Below are 16,426 nucleotides of genomic sequence, written 5' to 3'. Positions count from 1 at the left end.
CGCACCAGTTCCACGCCCGGGAACACGGGCTGCCGCGGTGCCAGTTCCCGCATGCGCCCGGTAGCGGTGGCGTATTCCTCCGGATCGGCCTCGCTGCGTTGCCGGGCGGACACCACCATGTGCTACGGCGGTGCCGCAGCGTGGCGAAGCCGCCGCCGCTTACGCCGGGGCCGCCTCCGCGGCAAGGGCACGGCTGGTTTCCACATAGCGGTCCAGGGCCGCACGCGCGGCGCCGGAATCGATCGCCTGGCGCGCGCGACCGATGCCGTCTGCAATATCGGTCGCGACGCCCGAGACATACAGCGCCGCGGCGGCATTGAGCAGGACGATGTCACGCGCCGGACCCGGCGCACCATCCAGCACGCCCAGCAGCATCCCGCGCGACTGCGCCGCGTCCTCGACCTTGAGGTTGCGGCTGGCGGACATGGCGATGCCGAAGTCCTCCGGATGGATCTCGTACTCGCGCACCTTGCCGTCGCGCAGTTCGCCGACCAGGGTGGCCGCGCCCAGCGAGATCTCGTCCATGCCGTCGCGGCCCCACACCACCAGCGCGCGCTCTGCGCCAAGCTCCTGCAGCACGCGCGCCTGGATGCCGACCAGGTCCGGGTGGAACACGCCCATCAGGATGTTCGGTGCGCCGGCCGGGTTGGTCAGCGGGCCGAGGATGTTGAAGATCGTGCGCACGCCCATCTCGCGGCGCACCGGCGCGACCGCCTTCATCGCCGGGTGGTGGATCGGCGCGTACATGAAGCCGATGCCGGCACGGGCGATGGATTCGGCCACCTGCCCGGGCTGCAGCTCGATCGCGGCACCCAGCGCCTCGAGTACGTCGGCCGCGCCGGAGCTGGAGGACACGCTGCGCCCGCCATGCTTGGCCACGCGCGCGCCCGCGGCGGCGGCCACGAACATCGAGCAGGTGGAGATGTTGAAGGTGCGCGAACCGTCGCCACCGGTGCCGACGATATCGACCAGGTGGCCGCGGTCGGCGACCTCGACCTTGCGCGAGAACTCGCGCATCACCGTCGCCGCACCGGCGATCTCCCCCACCGTCTCCTTCTTCACCCGCAGGCCGGTGAGGATGGCCGCGGCCATCACCGCCGAGACCTCGCCGCCCATGATCTGGCGCATGAGGTCGACCATCTCGTCGTGGAAGATCTCGCGGTGTTCGATCGTGCGCTGCAGGGCTTCCTGCGGAGTAAAGGTCATGGTCGTGGCAGTAGTGCGGGTACCGGGCGAGTTTATCGCGGTGCGGCGAACCTGGCCCGGACAAGGCCGAAGGCTGCATCCGCGGCGGCACGCAGGCAGTGCGTGGTCACCTGCCATGCCCGATCCCCGGATGCGCTTCGCTTATCCGGGCTACGAGGCCACTCCGCGCCCGGGGAGGGGAACCGGGCCGAGAGCGAAGCCGCCCAATGTCGCGGAGCCGTGGTAGCGCCGGGCATGGCGCAGGTGAGGCCATGGATGCACGCGGTCGCACGTTGGAGCCACGGATGGCGGAGTCGCGCGACGTGCCATGCCCCGCGCTGCGCGGCTCCTTCCGGAGCCGGCCTGGCCCCCACGCCCGGCTGCAGTTGCAACGGGCCGGGGTATCGGGACGACGTCACCGCCAGTCGCAGCCCCCACCCTGCCGCACTCCGCGCACGACGCGCGGACGTTCGTCGGTATCGCGCCAGTGGCGCGCAGGCCCGCGCCTCACCCGGGAGGGAGAGGGAAACAGGAAGGCGAGGCCGCTCCCAACGCTCGCGAAGCCGCGGTAGTAGCACGGGGGCATGGCGCAAGCAGCACAAGGATGTGCTGCGTCCGCGCGTTGGAGCCGTGGACGGCGGAGCCGCGCGATGCGACATGCCCCCGTGCTGCCGCGGTTCCTTCCGGAGCCAGTCAAGGCCGCACTCCCGGTTGCAGTTGCAACAGTCTCCCGGATATCGGCAACACCTCACCGCGCGCAGTCGCAAGCCCTCACCCCTGCCCCCCGCACCGCGCCCGGATGGGAGAGCGGGCAGGAAGGCGAGGCCACTCCCAACGCTCGCGAAGCCCTGGCGGCGCGGGGGCATGGTGCAAGCAGCACATGGATGTGCTGCGGTCGCGCGTTGGAGCCATGGATGGCGGAGCCGCGCGATGCGCCATGCCCACGCGCTGCCGCGGCTCCTTCCGGAGCCACCCACGCACATGCTGTTGCTGTTGCTGTTGCTGTTGCTGTTGCCGTTGCTGTTGCCGTTGCTGTTGCCGTTGCCGTTGCCGTTGCCGCTTTCACTACTGCCCCAGCCACCTGCAAGCGCCGTGGACGGACTGCGCTGGGCAACCGGCACGCATCCCCGCCGTGTATCGGCGTATCTCCAACCGGCGGCGCACCCGCCCGCCCGACGCCCCAAACGCAAAACGCCGGCCCAGGGGCCGGCGTTCGCGTAACCCTGCCCGGCCGCAGCCGGGTGAGGGATCGTCAGTGCTTGAGGTTGCGGCGCAGGCGCTCGAGGGCCTGCAGCTGGGCGGTGACCTCGGCCAGGCGCTGCTGCGCCTCGGCCACGTCCATCGCCTCGCTGCGGCCGGCCAGCGCACGCTCGGCCTCTTCCTTCGCCTTGCGCACCGACGCCTCGTCGATGTCCTCGGCGCGGATCGCGGTGTCGGCCAGCACCGTCACCACCTGCGGCTGCACCTCGAGGATGCCGCCGGAGATGGCGAAGTCCAGCGACGAACCGTCAGGCAGCGTCACCACCACCTTGCCCGGCTTGAGGCGGGTGATCAGCGGCGCGTGCCGAGGCGCGATGCCCAGCTCGCCCAGCTCGCCGGTGGCCACGACCAGGGTGGCCTCGCCGCGGAAGATCTCCTGCTCGGCGCTGACGATGTCGCAACGGATGGTGCTCATGCTGCCTCGCTGTGCTCAGTGTCCAGGGAAGATCGCACTCAGGCGATCTTCTTGGCCTTCTCGACGGCTTCCTCGATGGTGCCGACCATGTAGAAGGCCTGCTCCGGCAGGTGGTCGTACTCGCCGTCGCAGATGCCCTTGAAGCCGCGGATGGTGTCCTTCAGCGAGACGTACTTGCCCGGCGAGCCGGTGAACACTTCCGCCACGTGGAACGGCTGGCTGAAGAAGCGCTCGATCTTGCGGGCGCGCGACACGGCCAGCTTGTCCTCTTCCGACAGCTCGTCCATGCCCAGGATCGCGATGATGTCCTTCAGCTCCTTGTACTTCTGGAGCGTGGCCTGGACGCGACGGGCGGTGTCGTAGTGCTCGTGGCCGATGACGTTCGGGTCCAGCTGGCGGCTGGTCGAATCCAGCGGGTCGACGGCCGGGTAGATACCCAGGGCGGCGATGTTGCGCGACAGCACGACGGTGGCGTCGAGGTGGGCGAAGGTGGTCGCCGGCGACGGGTCGGTCAGGTCGTCCGCGGGCACGTACACGGCCTGGATCGAGGTGATCGAACCACTCTTGGTCGAGGTGATGCGCTCCTGCAGGACGCCCATTTCCTCGGCCAGGGTCGGCTGGTAGCCCACCGCCGACGGCATGCGGCCCAGCAGCGCCGACACTTCGGTACCGGCCAGGGTGTAGCGGTAGATGTTGTCCACGAACAGCAGGACGTCCTTGCCCTTGCCCGACTCGTCCTTCTCGTCGCGGAAGTACTCGGCCATGGTCAGGCCGGTCAGGGCCACGCGCAGGCGGTTGCCCGGCGGCTCGTTCATCTGGCCGTAGACCATCGCCACCTTGTCGAGGACGTTGGAGTCCTTCATCTCGTGGTAGAAGTCGTTGCCCTCGCGGGTACGCTCGCCCACGCCGGCGAACACGGACAGGCCCGAGTGCGCCTTGGCGATGTTGTTGATCAGCTCCATCATGTTGACGGTCTTGCCGACGCCGGCGCCGCCGAACAGGCCGACCTTGCCGCCCTTGGCGAACGGGCACATCAGGTCGATGACCTTGATGCCGGTCTCCAGCAGCTCGGTGGCCGAGGACTGGTCCTCGTAGGACGGGGCAGCGCGGTGGATTTCCCAGTGGTCGGAAGCCTGCACCGGGCCGGCCTCGTCGATGGCGTTGCCCAGCACGTCCATGATGCGGCCCAGGGTGCCGGCGCCGACCGGGACCGAGATCGCACGGCCGGTGTTGGTCGCGACCAGGTTGCGCTTCAGGCCGTCGGTCGAGCCGAGCGCGATGGTGCGCACGATGCCGTCGCCCAGCTGCTGCTGCACTTCCAGGGTGATGGCGGTGCCATCGACCTTCAGCGCGTCGTACACCTTCGGCACTTCAGCGCGCGGGAACTCGACGTCGACGACCGCGCCGATGATCTGAACGATCTTGCCCTGACTCATGGTGATTTCCTCAGACTCTTGAAATTTCTCGCGACCGGGTCGCCGAAGGTTTTTCTTCAGGGCCCCGCGCGGCTGCGCCGGGCTCCCGATGGATGTGGATCAGACCGCCGCCGCGCCGCCGACGATCTCGGAGATTTCCTGGGTGATCGCCGCCTGGCGGGCCTTGTTGTAGACCAGGTTCAGCGTGCCGATCAGCTTGGTCGCGTTGTCGCTGGCGGCCTTCATCGCCACCATGCGCGCCGCGTGCTCCGAGGCGACGTTCTCGAGCACCGCCTGGTAGACCAGGGACTCGATGTAGCGGGTGATCACGTGCTCCAGCACCGTGCCCGCATCCGGCTCGTAGATGTAGTCCCAGTCGTGGGCCGGCACGTCGGTCTGCGCCGCCGGCAGCGGCAGCAGCTGGTCGAACGTGGCCTTCTGGCTCATCGTGTTCACGAAGTGGTTGTAGACCACGTACACGCGGTCGACCTTGCCTTCGGTGTACGCGTCCAGCATCACCTTGATCACGCCGATCAGGTCGTCCAGGTGCGGCACGTCGCCCAGGTGGGTGACGCTGCCGACCATGTTCACCTTGATCCGGCGGAAGAAGGCCTGCGCCTTCTGGCCGATGGTGACCATGTCGACCTCGACGCCCTGCTCGTTGTGCTGGCGGATCTCGCCAAGCAGCTTGCGGAACAAGTTGTTGTTCAGGCCGCCGGCCAGGCCACGGTCGGAGGAGACCACGATGTAGCCGACCCGCTTGACCTGCTCGCGCTCGACCAGGAACGGATGCTGGTAGTCGGTGTTGGCCTGGGCCAGGTGGCCGATCACCTGCCGCATCGCCTGCGCGTACGGACGCGAGGTACGCATCCGGTCCTGCGCCTTGCGGATCTTGGAGGCCGAGACCATTTCCAGCGCGCGGGTCACCTTGCGGGTGTTCTGCACGCTCTTGATCTTGGTTTTGATTTCCCTGCCGCCTGCCATTAGCTCGCTCCGCTCGCCGGGATCCGGGATCCGGGAATGGGGATTGGCCGAAGGCGCATCCCGTGTCCCGTCACGAACCCTGTTTTCCTACGAATCCCGAATCTCGAATCCCAAATCCCCGGGCTCAGTAGGAGCCCGTGGCCTTGAACTCTTCGATGCCCTTCTTGAACGCCGCCTCGATCTCGTCGTTCCAGGCGCCGGTGCTGTTGATCTTCGCGACCAGCTCGCCGGCGGTGTTGGCGAAGTGCGCGTGCAGGCCTTCCTCGAAGGCGCCGATCTTGGCGACCGGCACGTCGTCCAGGTAACCCTCGTTGACGGCGTAGATCGACAGCGCCTGGTTGGCGATGGACATCGGCAGGTACTGCTTCTGCTTCATCAGCTCGGTGACGCGCTGGCCGCGCTCCAGCTGCTTGCGGGTCGCTTCGTCCAGGTCCGAGGCGAACTGCGCGAACGCAGCCAGCTCGCGGTACTGCGCCAGCGAGATGCGGATGCCGCCGGACAGCTTCTTGATGATCTTGGTCTGGGCGGCGCCACCGACGCGCGACACCGAGATACCGGCGTTCACGGCCGGGCGGATGCCGGCGTTGAACAGGTCGGTTTCCAGGAAGATCTGGCCGTCGGTGATCGAGATCACGTTGGTCGGGACGAACGCGGACACGTCGCCGGCCTGGGTCTCGATGATCGGCAGCGCGGTCAGCGAACCGGTCTGGCCCTTGACCTCGCCGTTGGTGAACTTCTCGACGTACTCCTCGGACACGCGGGCGGCGCGCTCGAGCAGGCGGGAGTGCAGGTAGAACACGTCGCCCGGGTAGGCTTCGCGGCCCGGCGGACGCTTCAGCAGCAGCGAGATCTGGCGGTAGGCGACGGCCTGCTTGGACAGGTCGTCGTACACGATCAGCGCGTCCTGGCCGCGGTCCATGAAGTACTCGCCCATGGTGCAGCCGGAGTAGGCCGAGATGTACTGCATGGCGGCCGACTCGGAGGCGGTGGCGGCGACGACCACGGTGTGGGCCAGCGCGCCGTTCTCCTCGAGCTTGCGCACGATGTTGGCGACGGTCGAGGCCTTCTGGCCGATCGCCACGTACACGCACTTGATGCCGGTGCCCTTCTGGTTGATCACCGCGTCGATCGCCATGGCGGTCTTGCCGGTCTGGCGGTCGCCGATGATCAGCTCGCGCTGGCCGCGGCCGATCGGGATCATCGCGTCGACCGACTTGTAGCCGGTCTGCACCGGCTGGTCGACCGACTTGCGCCAGATCACGCCCGGGGCGACGCGCTCCACCGGGGCGGTCAGCTTGGCGTTGATCGGGCCCTTGCCGTCGATCGGCTCGCCCAGCGCATTGACCACGCGGCCCAGCAGCTCCGGACCGACCGGCACCTCGAGGATGCGGCCGGTGGTCTTGGCCACGTCGCCCTCGCGCAGGTGCTCGTAGTCACCCAGGACCACGGCGCCGACCGAGTCGCGCTCCAGGTTCAGGGCCAGCGCGTAGGTGTTGCCCGGCAGCTCGATCATTTCGCCCTGCATCACGTCGGCCAGGCCGAAGATGCGCACGATGCCGTCGGACACCGAGGTCACGGTGCCCTCGTTGCGGGCCTCGGCCGAGAGCTTGACCTGCTCGATGCGGGACTTGATCAGGTCGCTGATTTCGGAGGGGTTGAGCGTGGTAGCCATGTTGGTTTCCTTGGAGTCGCGCGCCGTGCCGGGTTGCGACCTGAAAAGTGAACTGTCTGGGTGCTGCGTCCGTCAGTCCGCCAGGGCGGTCTGCAGGCGCGCCAGCTTGCCCTTGAGCGAGCCGTCGATGACCACGTCGCCGGCGTCGATCACCGCGCCGCCGATCAGGCTGGCGTCCACCGCCTGCTGCAGCTCGACCTCGCGGCCGAAGCGGCGGCGCAGGGCGTCGCGGATCTTCTCCAGCTCGGCGGCCGAGAGCTCGGCGGCGGAGGTGACCCGGGCGCGCACCACGCGCTGTTCATCGGCGCGCAGCTGCTCGAACAGGCCCGCGATCTCGGCCAGCAGCGGCAGGCGGCCGGCCTCGGCCAGGATCGACAGGAAGCAGCGGAAGCTTTCGCCCGCGTCCTGCGGCGCCAGCAGCGCGATCGCCGCCTCGTCGCCCAGTTCCGGGTTGAGCAGCAGCGAGGCCACGCGCGGGTCGGCCGCGACCTGCGCGGAGAACGCCAGGGCCTGCGACCAGGCATCCAGGCGGCCTTCGTCGCGGGCCGCGCCGAAGGCGGCGCGGGCGTAGGGACGTGCGAGGGTCAGCGCCTGGCTCATGTCAGATCTCGGCAGCCAGTTCGTCCAGCAGCGCCTTGTGCGCGTTGGCGTCGATCTCGCGCTGCAGCAGCTTCTCGGCGCCGCTCACGGCCAGCAGGGAGACCTGCTTGCGCAGCTCCTCGCGGGCACGGTTGGCCGAAGCCTCGATCTCGGCCTGGGCCAGCGCCTTCTGGCGGGTGGCCTCGACCACGGCTTCCTCGCGGGCCGCGTCGACGATCTGGTTGGCGCGCGCGTGGGCCTGGTCGATGATCTCGTTGGCCTTGGCGCGGGCTTCCTTCAGCAGCTCGTTGACCTTGTCCTGCGCCTGCGCGAGGTCCTTCTGGCTGCGGTCGGCAGCCGCCAGGCCCTCGGCGATCTTCTGCTGGCGCTCCTCGAGGGCCTTCAGCAGCGGCGGCCAGATCTTGGTGGCGATCAGCCAGATCAGGCCTGCAAAGGCCAGCGCCTGGGCGAAAAGAGTCAGATTGAGGTTCATTGGTACGCTCTGCCTGTGCTCAGGGAGCCTGCGACGCGTGCGCCGCGAGGCTGCCTACATGCTGCCGCCGGTTCCAGCGAAGCGGACCGGCGGCAGACCCGTCGAATCGTTCGATCCGACAGTTACGGGGCCAGGCCGCCGACCAGGAACGGGCTGGCGAAGGCGAACAGCAGGCCCACGGCGACCGAGATGATGAACGCGGCGTCGATCAGGCCGGCGGTGATGAACATGCGCACCTGCAGGACCGGGATCAGTTCCGGCTGGCGGGCGGCCGACTCCAGGAACTTGCCGGCCATGATGGCCAGGCCCAGGCCGGCGCCCAGCGCGGCCAGGCCGATCATGATGCCGATGGCCAGAACGGTCGAAGCCTGGACGGAAGCGAGGGCGGTCAGTGCGGTTTCCATGGTTTTCTCCGGAACGGATAGCTGAGTTGGTGAAACGGTGGGAACGAAACGGTGGAGCGAATGGGGGAAATCAGTGGCTGTCTTCGGACAGGCTCAGGTAGACGATCGACAGCATCATGAAGATGAACGCCTGCAGCGGGATCACCAGCAGGTGGAAGATCATCCAGCCGAGGCCGAAGACCGCGCCGCCGAGCATGCCGATGAGGCTGGCGCCGCCGAGCACCCAGATCAGCAGGAACACGATCTCGCCGCCGAACATGTTGCCGAACAGTCGCATCGCCAGCGAGATCGGCTTGCTCAGCCACTCGACGATGTTGAGGATCAGGTTGAACGGCATCATCCACTTGCCGAACGGCGCGGTCAGGAACTCATGGGTGAAGCCACCCAGGCCCTTGGATCGCAGCGCGAAGAACAGCATCAGGAAGAACACGCTGATCGACATGCCCAGCGTGGCGTTCACGTCCGCGGTCGGCACCGGCTTCCAGTAATGGACGCCCGCCAGCTCCAGCGGCTTGGCGATGAAGTCCGCCGGAACCATCTTCAGCAGGTTCATCAGCAGGATCCAGAAGAACAGGGTGATCGCGATCGGCGTCACCAGCTTGCTGGTCCCGTGGTAGGTGTCGCGGGCCTGGCGGTCCACGAACTCCAGGCAGATCTCGACGAAGGCCTGCCACTTGCCGGGCACGCCCGGGGTGGCCTTGCGCGTGGCCAGCCAGAACATGAAGACCATGAACAGGCCCATCAGGACCGAGGTCACCAGCGTGTCGACGTGAATCGTCCAGAAGCCACCGCCGTCACCGACCGGCGTGGTCAGGTTCTTCAGGTGGTGCTGGATGTAGCTGGTAGGGGTAAGTTCCGCCTCGCCCGCCATAGGTCCGATCTTCCTGTGCTAACGACCTGGAGTTGTGTGTTGCGGTATAACTGCCCCGGAACGGCCTGAGCCGTTCAGGGATTGCGCACCATGGCCACGACCTGGGCCACGAGCGCGACCGCCGTGGCTGCCAGCATCGGCAGCGGAGGCAGTCGCAGCGCGATCACCCCGATCACCATCAGGGCGACCAGGACGAACCACTTCGCCAGCATCCCTGCCAGCAGGCGCGCCATCGCCGGAACCGCTCCGTCGACGCCACCCCCCAGCCCGATACGGGCCGCGATCCAGCCACCCAGCAGGACCGCAGCCCCGCCGACCAGCGCCGCCGCGCCCGCCTTCCAGCCCCACCAGAGGCAGGCCAGTGCGGTCAGCAGCGTCGCCACCGCCTGCCAGGCGATCGCGCGACCGGCCTGTCGCCGACCCACGGCAACGGAATTGATCACGCGACGGTACCTGTAAGGGGGAGCGGGAGCAGGCTGCGGTGCATGCAGATGCGCCCGGTGAGCCGCAAAAGTATAGCAGCGGGACAATTTGGGGGACAACCGACGCAGGTCATGCTTCCGGAGGGAACTTCCGCCCCCCAGGGCAGTCCTAAAACCTGCAGCCGCGGACAACCTCGTCGATCCGTCGCCGCCAAGGCCCCGCCCCCGCGCGGGGCCTTCGTCTTTCGTAGGGGGCCTCCTTTGGTCGCATCGGCCTTCACCTTGCGTCTGCGCCCGGCTCACGGGCCGTGGACCGGGCGGTTGCGCATAGTTGCGGCCCCCAAACCCCCATACGCGACCGAACGATGCAATTGCGCCCCGCCTCCTCCCTGCTTGCCGTCGCCCTGCTGGCCTGCGCCGGCCACGCCGCCGCCCAGGATGCCCGCGAAGACCGCCTCGCCCTGCGCCTTGGCGCCATGAGCGCCTCCGCCGAGACCACCCTGTCGGCCTCGACCACCTACATGGACGAGCCGTACAGCTTCTCCCAGGGCTTCGACTTCGGCAGCGACGAGATCGTGCCGCGCATCGACGGCATGTTCCGCCTGTCCGAGCGCCAGCGCCTGGTGTTCGACTACTTCAACTACGACAAGTCGCGCCGCGAGACCCTCGGCCAGGACCTGTCCTACGACGACATCACCATCCCGGAAGGCAGCTACGCCGAGGCCGAGCTGGACTTCCAGCTGGCCAGCCTGCTGTACGACTACTCCGTGGTGCAGACCGACAACTTCAGCCTGGGCCTGCAGATCGGCGCCGAGTGGGCCAAGGCCAAGGCCACCCTGGTGGCGGAAGCCGGCGAGAACCGCTGGACCGAGCAGACCAGCGAGGACGGCTACGCCCCGGTGGTCGGCGTGCGCCTGACCGCGCGCCCGGGCGAGCGCTGGCTGCTGAACCTGCAGGCGCAGTACCTGGATGCCGACTGGGGCGACTTCGAGGACTACGACGGCAGCATCTCGCGCGCCAACGCCATCGCCGAGTACCGCTTCACCGAAAACTTCGGCCTGTTCGCCGGCTACGAGTGGTACCGTCTGGACGTGAAGCGCACGGTGACCGGCGACGACATGCGCGACGGCATCGTCGGCTGGGACCAGCGCTTCAAGGGCCCGGTGGTCGGCGTCACCATGGCGTTCTGACCGCGGCCGATCCTGGCCCAACGGAAAACCCCGGCGTGCGCCGGGGTTTTCCGTTTCCAGGCATTGCTGCCGGTTACTTCTTCTTCGGGATGTAGAGGTCGGTGATCGTGCCCTCGTACACCTCCGCCGCCATCGCCACCGTCTCGCCCAGGGTCGGGTGCGGGTGCACGGTCGCGCCGATGTCGCCGGCCTCGGCGCCCATCTCGATCGCCAGCGCCAGCTCCGAGATCAGGTCGCCGGCATGCACGCCGACGATGCCCGCGCCGATGATGCGATGGGTCTGTTCGTCGAAGATGAGCTTGGTGAAGCCTTCGGTGCGGCCGATGCCGATGGCGCGGCCGCTGGCCGCCCACGGGAACTTGCCGACGCCGACCTTCAGGCCCTTGGCCTTCGCTTCGCCCTCGGTGACGCCGACCCATGCCACTTCCGGGCTGGTGTAGGCCACCGACGGGATCACCCGCGCCACCCACTCCTTCTTCTCGCCGGCGGCCACTTCCGCGGCCAGCTTGCCCTCGTGCGTCGCCTTGTGGGCCAGCATAGGATTACCGACGATGTCGCCGATGGCGAAGATGTGCGGCACGTTGGTGCGCATCTGCCGGTCCACCGGGATGAAGCCGCGGTCGCTGACCTGCACGCCGGCCTTCTCCGCGTCGATCTTCTTCCCGTTCGGCGCGCGGCCGACGGCGACCAGCACCCGGTCCCAGGTGCCCGATTCCAGCGCCGGCTTCTCGCCTTCGGTGGCGGACTCGAAGGTCACGGTGATGCCCTTCTTGTCGGCCTTCACCCCGGATGCCTTGGTCTTCAGGTGCACCTCGATGCCCTGCTTCTTCAGGCGATCGGCCAGTGGCTTGACCAGGTCGCGGTCGGCGCCCGGCATCAGCTGGTCCATGAACTCGACCACGGTGACCTTGGCGCCCAGGGCGCTGTACACGGTGGCCATTTCCAGGCCGATGATGCCGCCGCCGACGACCAGCAGCTTCTTGGGGACCTCGGCCAGCTCCAGCGCGTCGGTCGAATCCATGATCCGCGGGTCGTCCCACGGGAAGTTCGGCAGCTTCACCGCCTGCGAACCGGCGGCGATGATGCACTGCTCGAAGCGCAGCAGCTGGGTCTTGCCGTCGTCGCCGGCGATCTCCAGCTCGTTGGGCGAGACGAACTTCGCCACGCCCTGGACGGTGCGCACCTTGCGCTGCTTCGCCATGCCGGCCAGGCCCTTGGTCAGCTGACCGACGACCTTTTCCTTGTAGGCGCGCAGCTTGTCCAGGTGGATCTTCGGCGCCGTGAACTCGATGCCGCACTCGTCGGCATGCGCGGCTTCCTCGATGATCGCGGCCGAATGCAGCAGCGCCTTGGACGGGATGCAGCCGACGTTGAGGCAGACGCCGCCGAGGCTGGCATAGCGCTCGATCAGCACCGTATCCAGGCCCAGGTCGGCGGCGCGGAAGGCGGCGGTGTAGCCACCCGGGCCGGCGCCCAGGACCACGATCCGGCACTCGATGTCCGCCGTCTTGCCGGTGGACAGCGCCGGCTTGGGCGCGGCCGGCTCGGCGGGAGCACGGTGCGACGGTGCCACCGGCGGCTTGCTGCCCGGTGCGACCGGGGCGGAAGCGGCGGCGGCTTCGCCTTCCAGCACCACCACCACGTCGCCCTCGGAAAGGGTGTCGCCGACCTTGACCCGGATCTCCTTGACCACGCCATCGGCCGAGGACGGTACTTCCAGCGTCGCCTTGTCCGATTCCAGCGTGACCAGGCCCTGGTCCTTCTTCACCTTCTCGCCCACGGCGACCAGCACCTCGATCACCGGCACGTTGCTGTAGTCGCCGATGTCGGGAACCTTGACCTCGACCGGGCCCGCGCTGGCAGCAGCAGCGGCGGGAGCCGGCGCCGGGGCCGCAGGCGTGGCAGCCGGGGCCGGAGCAGCCGCGGGAGCCGCAGGAGGGGCCCCCTTCGGGGCCTCGGCGGCGCCTTCGGCTTCCAGTACCACCACCACGGCGCCTTCGGACAGCCTGTCGCCGACCTTGGCCTTCACTTCCTTGACCACGCCGGCGGCCGAGGACGGCACTTCCAGGGTGGCCTTGTCCGACTCCAGGGTCACCAGGCCCTGGTCCTTGCTGACCGTGTCACCCACGGCCACCAGCACCTCGATCACCGGGACATCGCTGTAGTCGCCGATGTCGGGGACCTTCACTTCGATCGTGTTCGCCATGTGCCCTCCGTTACAGCAGCACGCGGCGCATGTCCGCGAGGACCTGGGCCAGGTAGCTGGTGAAGCGCGCGGCGGCGGCGCCGTCGATCACGCGGTGGTCGTAGCTCAGCGACAGCGGCAGGGCCAGGCGCGGCTGGAACTGCTTGCCGTCCCACACCGGCTGGAAGCTGGACTTGGACACGCCCAGGATCGCCACTTCCGGCGCATTGATGATCGGGGTGAAGGCGGTGCCGCCGATGCCGCCCAGCGAGCTGATCGAGAAGCAGCCACCGGTCATGTCGGCCGGGCCCAGCTTGCCGTCGCGGGCCTTCTTCGCCAGCTCGCCCATTTCCTGGGCGATCTGCAGCACGCCCTTCTCGTCCACGTCGCGGATCACCGGCACGACCAGGCCGTTGGGCGTGTCGGCGGCAAAGCCGATGTGGAAGTACTTCTTCAGGGTCAGGTTCTCGCCGGACTCGTCCAGCGAGGCGTTGAACTCGGGGAACTGCTTGAGCGCGGCCACCGAGGCCTTGAGCAGGAAGGCCAGCATGGTCAGCTTGACGCCGGACTTGGCCTTTTCCTGCTCCTTGTTGAGCTGCACGCGCAGCTCTTCCAGCTCGGTGATGTCGGCCTGGTCGAACTGGGTGACGTGCGGGATCATCGCCCAGTTGCGGGCCAGGTTCGCGCCGGAGATCTTCTTGATCCGCGACAACGCCTTGGTCTCGACCTCGCCGAACTTGCTGAAGTCCACCTTCGGCCACGGCAGCAGGTTGAGGCCGCTGCCACCGGTGGCGGCGCCGGCCGGAGCCGAGGGCGAAGCGCCGCCGGCAAGCGCGGCCTTGACGTAACGCTGCACGTCCTCCTTCGTGATCCGGCCGCCACGCTCGCTGCCGGTGACCTGGAACAGGTCCACGCCCAGCTCGCGCGCGAACAGGCGCACCGACGGGCTGGCGTAGGGCACCTTCTCCGGCAGCACGCTGTCGGCGTTGAACTCCACCGGCGGGGTGCGCGGGGCGGCACCGGTCGGCGCCGGCTGGCCGACCTGGGCCTGGCTGATCTCGCGCTGGGCGAGCTTGTCGGGCTGCTCGGGCACGGCCACCGGCTCGATGCGCTCGCCGGTCTCGGCGGTCTTCACCGAGGCGACCGGGGTCTGCGGCGCAGCCGGGGCGGCATCGGCCTTCGGCGCGGCAGCGGGGGACGCGGCGGCGCCGGCATCGGCCACCTCGATCAGGGCGACCACGCTGCCCTCGGACAGGGTGTCGCCGAGCTTGACCTTCAGCTCCTTGACCACGCCGGCGTAGGGAGAAGGCACTTCCAGCGTCGCCTTGTCCGATTCCAGCGTGACCAGGCCCTGGTCCTGGCTCACGGTGTCGCCAACGGCGACCAGGACTTCGATGACGGGGACGTCGCTGTAATCCCCGATGTCGGGGACGCGCGCTTCCTTGATTTCGGCCATGCCAGGGCTCCGGCGTTATGTGCGTGGGGAAAGACCCCTATTGTGTCCGTCCGCGCCCCACCCGCCAACCTCCACAAGCGTGTTTCCACGGCGTTTTTTGCGCCGGCAAGGTTTCAGCGGAGACCATACGTAGCCGCATCGTCGATGCGATTCCACCGGCGCATCACGTGCACGCGGGCGATACGCACCGTGCACGCCGCGCTGAGCCGGATGAATTGCCGCAGCGGGAGGATGCAAGCAACCACGCGGCCTGCGGGGTTTTTGCTGAACGCCAAGCCGGATCGTCCTGCCGTGGCAGGGATCCGTTCATCCGCATGCTCCTACGTTCGGCCCCGCCCACTCCACGGGCACCACAAGAACGAAGAGGAGACTCCCCCATGCGGTCCATTCGAATCCTTACCCTCGCCCTCGTCCCCGCCCTCGCCGTCGCCGCCCCGGCCTTCGCCCAGGACAGCACCTCCACCGGCACCGCCGCGGACAAGCGTTTCGCCGTGGTCGGCGGTATCGCCCACATCGAGCCGTCCGATCCGGGCCAGAACCTGAAGGTCGACGGCGGCCCGGCCCCGACCCTGAGCGCCAGCTGGTACGCCACCGAGAACTTCGCGGTGGAGCTGTGGGGCGCGGCCGACAAGTTCAACCACCGCGTCCGTGATCGCGACCTGGGCAAGCTCGGCACCGTCGAGCAGCAGCCGATCGCGCTGAGCGGCCAGTACCACTTCGGCCAGGCCGACCAGGTCTTCCGTCCGTTCGTGGGCCTGGGTTACTACGAGTCCAACTTCAGCAACGAGGATGTCGCCGGCCTGGGCGGCGTGGCCACCCTGGGTACCGCCAAGGGTGCGATCGGCACCGTCGGCCTGGACATGAACATCAACGAGACCTGGTTTGCGCGTACCGACGTGCGCTACATGCACTCGCGCCCGGAAGTCCGCGTTGCCGGCCAGGGCACTGGCGAGGAACTGAAGCTGGATCCGTGGACCGTCGGCGTGGGCATCGGCGCCCGCTTCTGATCCACGCGCTCCAATGTCGTACGGAGGACGGGCCCACGGGCCCGTCTTCCGCATCCGGGCGCCGCGCAGCGATGTCAGGCGGCGGTCCCAGCGGCGGTCGCGTCGTGCGTGGGCTGCGAGGCCCACACCACGCGGCGGAAGTCGAACCCGGCCTCGAGCCGCGGCTTGACCACCTGGAAGAACGGGGACACGTCGAAATCGCGCGGCGTATAGAGGCTGTGGTGGCGGATATGCAGCACCTCCTCGCGCATGAACCGGCCTTTGGCGCCCTGCCCGTCCAGCACTTCGATCTCCGGCAGGATCGGATAGCCGATCGAACCGAAGGCCTGGGCCAGCAGGGTGGAACAGATGGCCCGCGTCGGCTCGCCGCTGCCGAGGGCCAGCATCCGGCGCTTGAACGAGTCCGGCACCGGCGGCTGGCGGATGAGGTAGCGCGCCAGGTCGAGGATGTTCTTGAGGTCGTAGCCATGGCCAAGCCGGTCCAGCATGAAGCCGGTGACCGCTTCGACCTCCGCGGCATCCAGCCCCACCGGTCGGCAGATGCGCAGGTGCAGGCCGGCGAACTCCGACAGCGGCACGGTGCGCACGCCATCGTTGACGTCCACGTCCACGAACCACGGCTGGTCGCCGCCCTCGGGCACGCCCAGGCACAGCGCCGCATGCGACCAGGTCGACTGGGTGAGGTACTTGATCGCGGTGGAGAAGCGGCTGGTGCCTTCCACCAGCAGCACGTCGCCACGACGCAGGGTGGCCGCGACAAGCTCCGGACGGCTGGTGGGACCGCGTGCGTGGCCGGGACGTGGCCGTGCCAGGAAACGCGCCAGGCGCCTGCCGATCCACTGCAACACCATCGCCTTACTCCCCGGGTGGACCGGGGAAGGCTAACCG

The 16,426-nt window shown here is 68.4% G+C and carries 16 protein-coding genes; 3 read left to right on the top strand and 13 right to left on the bottom strand.

The features are described from left to right. Positions 1 to 159 precede the first annotated feature (159 nt). Positions 160 to 1,206, bottom strand: coding sequence for an anthranilate phosphoribosyltransferase (trpD, locus tag PSESU_RS01600; RefSeq protein ID WP_013534015.1), 1,047 nt, complete (start codon positions 1,204 to 1,206; stop codon positions 160 to 162). 960 nt (positions 1,207 to 2,166) lie between these two features. On the opposite strand from trpD, the gene PSESU_RS16065 reads away from it, so the two are divergent. Further along, a complete protein-coding gene (locus PSESU_RS16065; protein WP_155942698.1) occupies positions 2,167 to 2,406 on the top strand; it encodes a hypothetical protein in 240 nt (79 codons plus the stop codon). Positions 2,407 to 2,437: 31 nt separating this feature from the next. On the opposite strand, the gene PSESU_RS01595 is transcribed toward PSESU_RS16065, so the two are convergent. The 9 genes from PSESU_RS01595 to PSESU_RS01555 form a co-directional block, all read right to left on the bottom strand. Then, a complete protein-coding gene (locus PSESU_RS01595) occupies positions 2,438 to 2,860 on the bottom strand; it encodes a F0F1 ATP synthase subunit epsilon (RefSeq protein ID WP_013534013.1) in 423 nt (140 codons plus the stop codon). A 38-nt stretch (positions 2,861 to 2,898) separates the two neighbouring features. Next, positions 2,899 to 4,296 (bottom strand): F0F1 ATP synthase subunit beta, encoded by a 1,398-nt coding sequence (gene atpD, locus PSESU_RS01590; RefSeq protein WP_013534012.1) that lies wholly within the window; start codon positions 4,294 to 4,296, stop codon positions 2,899 to 2,901. 99 nt (positions 4,297 to 4,395) lie between these two features. Further along, on the bottom strand, positions 4,396 to 5,259 hold the full coding sequence (gene atpG / locus PSESU_RS01585; protein WP_013534011.1) for a F0F1 ATP synthase subunit gamma: 864 nt from the start codon (positions 5,257 to 5,259) through the stop codon (positions 4,396 to 4,398). 124 nt (positions 5,260 to 5,383) lie between these two features. Continuing rightward, the gene (gene atpA / locus PSESU_RS01580; protein ID WP_013534010.1) at positions 5,384 to 6,931 is read right to left on the bottom strand and encodes a F0F1 ATP synthase subunit alpha; all 1,548 of its coding nucleotides are present in this window, start codon (positions 6,929 to 6,931) and stop codon (positions 5,384 to 5,386) included. 72 nt (positions 6,932 to 7,003) lie between these two features. Further along, complete coding sequence (locus tag PSESU_RS01575) at positions 7,004 to 7,531, bottom strand: F0F1 ATP synthase subunit delta (RefSeq protein ID WP_013534009.1); 528 nt, start codon at positions 7,529 to 7,531, stop codon at positions 7,004 to 7,006. 1 nt (position 7,532) lies between these two features. Next, the gene (locus tag PSESU_RS01570; protein ID WP_013534008.1) at positions 7,533 to 8,003 is read right to left on the bottom strand and encodes a F0F1 ATP synthase subunit B; all 471 of its coding nucleotides are present in this window, start codon (positions 8,001 to 8,003) and stop codon (positions 7,533 to 7,535) included. Between the two features lie 122 nt (positions 8,004 to 8,125). Beyond that, on the bottom strand, positions 8,126 to 8,407 hold the full coding sequence (gene atpE / locus PSESU_RS01565; RefSeq protein ID WP_013534007.1) for a F0F1 ATP synthase subunit C: 282 nt from the start codon (positions 8,405 to 8,407) through the stop codon (positions 8,126 to 8,128). 70 nt (positions 8,408 to 8,477) lie between these two features. Continuing rightward, positions 8,478 to 9,278 carry a F0F1 ATP synthase subunit A gene (gene atpB, locus PSESU_RS01560; protein WP_013534006.1) on the bottom strand — a complete coding sequence of 267 codons (801 nt, stop codon included), beginning with the start codon at positions 9,276 to 9,278 and terminating at the stop codon, positions 8,478 to 8,480. Positions 9,279 to 9,352: 74 nt separating this feature from the next. After that, a complete protein-coding gene (locus PSESU_RS01555) occupies positions 9,353 to 9,721 on the bottom strand; it encodes a hypothetical protein (RefSeq protein ID WP_013534005.1) in 369 nt (122 codons plus the stop codon). 344 nt (positions 9,722 to 10,065) lie between these two features. Between PSESU_RS01555 and PSESU_RS01550 the strand changes: the two genes are divergently transcribed. Continuing rightward, positions 10,066 to 10,890, top strand: a complete 825-nt coding sequence (locus PSESU_RS01550) for an outer membrane protein (protein ID WP_013534004.1) — start codon at positions 10,066 to 10,068, stop codon at positions 10,888 to 10,890. Positions 10,891 to 10,963: 73 nt separating this feature from the next. Here PSESU_RS01550 and lpdA read toward each other — a convergent pair whose 3' ends face one another. Together lpdA and aceF are read right to left on the bottom strand one after the other, a co-directional pair. Continuing rightward, positions 10,964 to 13,096 carry a dihydrolipoyl dehydrogenase gene (gene lpdA / locus PSESU_RS01545; RefSeq protein WP_013534003.1) on the bottom strand — a complete coding sequence of 711 codons (2,133 nt, stop codon included), beginning with the start codon at positions 13,094 to 13,096 and terminating at the stop codon, positions 10,964 to 10,966. A gap of 10 nt (positions 13,097 to 13,106) precedes the next feature. Beyond that, positions 13,107 to 14,531 carry a dihydrolipoyllysine-residue acetyltransferase gene (aceF, locus tag PSESU_RS01540; protein WP_013534002.1) on the bottom strand — a complete coding sequence of 475 codons (1,425 nt, stop codon included), beginning with the start codon at positions 14,529 to 14,531 and terminating at the stop codon, positions 13,107 to 13,109. A gap of 377 nt (positions 14,532 to 14,908) precedes the next feature. On the opposite strand from aceF, the gene PSESU_RS01535 reads away from it, so the two are divergent. Then, positions 14,909 to 15,538 (top strand): OmpW/AlkL family protein, encoded by a 630-nt coding sequence (locus tag PSESU_RS01535; protein ID WP_013534001.1) that lies wholly within the window; start codon positions 14,909 to 14,911, stop codon positions 15,536 to 15,538. 74 nt (positions 15,539 to 15,612) lie between these two features. On the opposite strand, the gene PSESU_RS01530 is transcribed toward PSESU_RS01535, so the two are convergent. Further along, positions 15,613 to 16,389: a YiiX/YebB-like N1pC/P60 family cysteine hydrolase gene (locus tag PSESU_RS01530; RefSeq protein WP_013534000.1), complete on the bottom strand. Its 777-nt coding sequence runs from the start codon at positions 16,387 to 16,389 to the stop codon at positions 15,613 to 15,615. Positions 16,390 to 16,426: the final 37 nt, after the last annotated feature.

It is taken from the genome of Pseudoxanthomonas suwonensis 11-1 (assembly GCF_000185965.1).
GTDB classification, from domain to species: Bacteria; Pseudomonadota; Gammaproteobacteria; order Xanthomonadales; family Xanthomonadaceae; genus Pseudoxanthomonas; species Pseudoxanthomonas suwonensis_A.
This window is presented reverse-complemented; position numbering and strand designations above follow the sequence as displayed.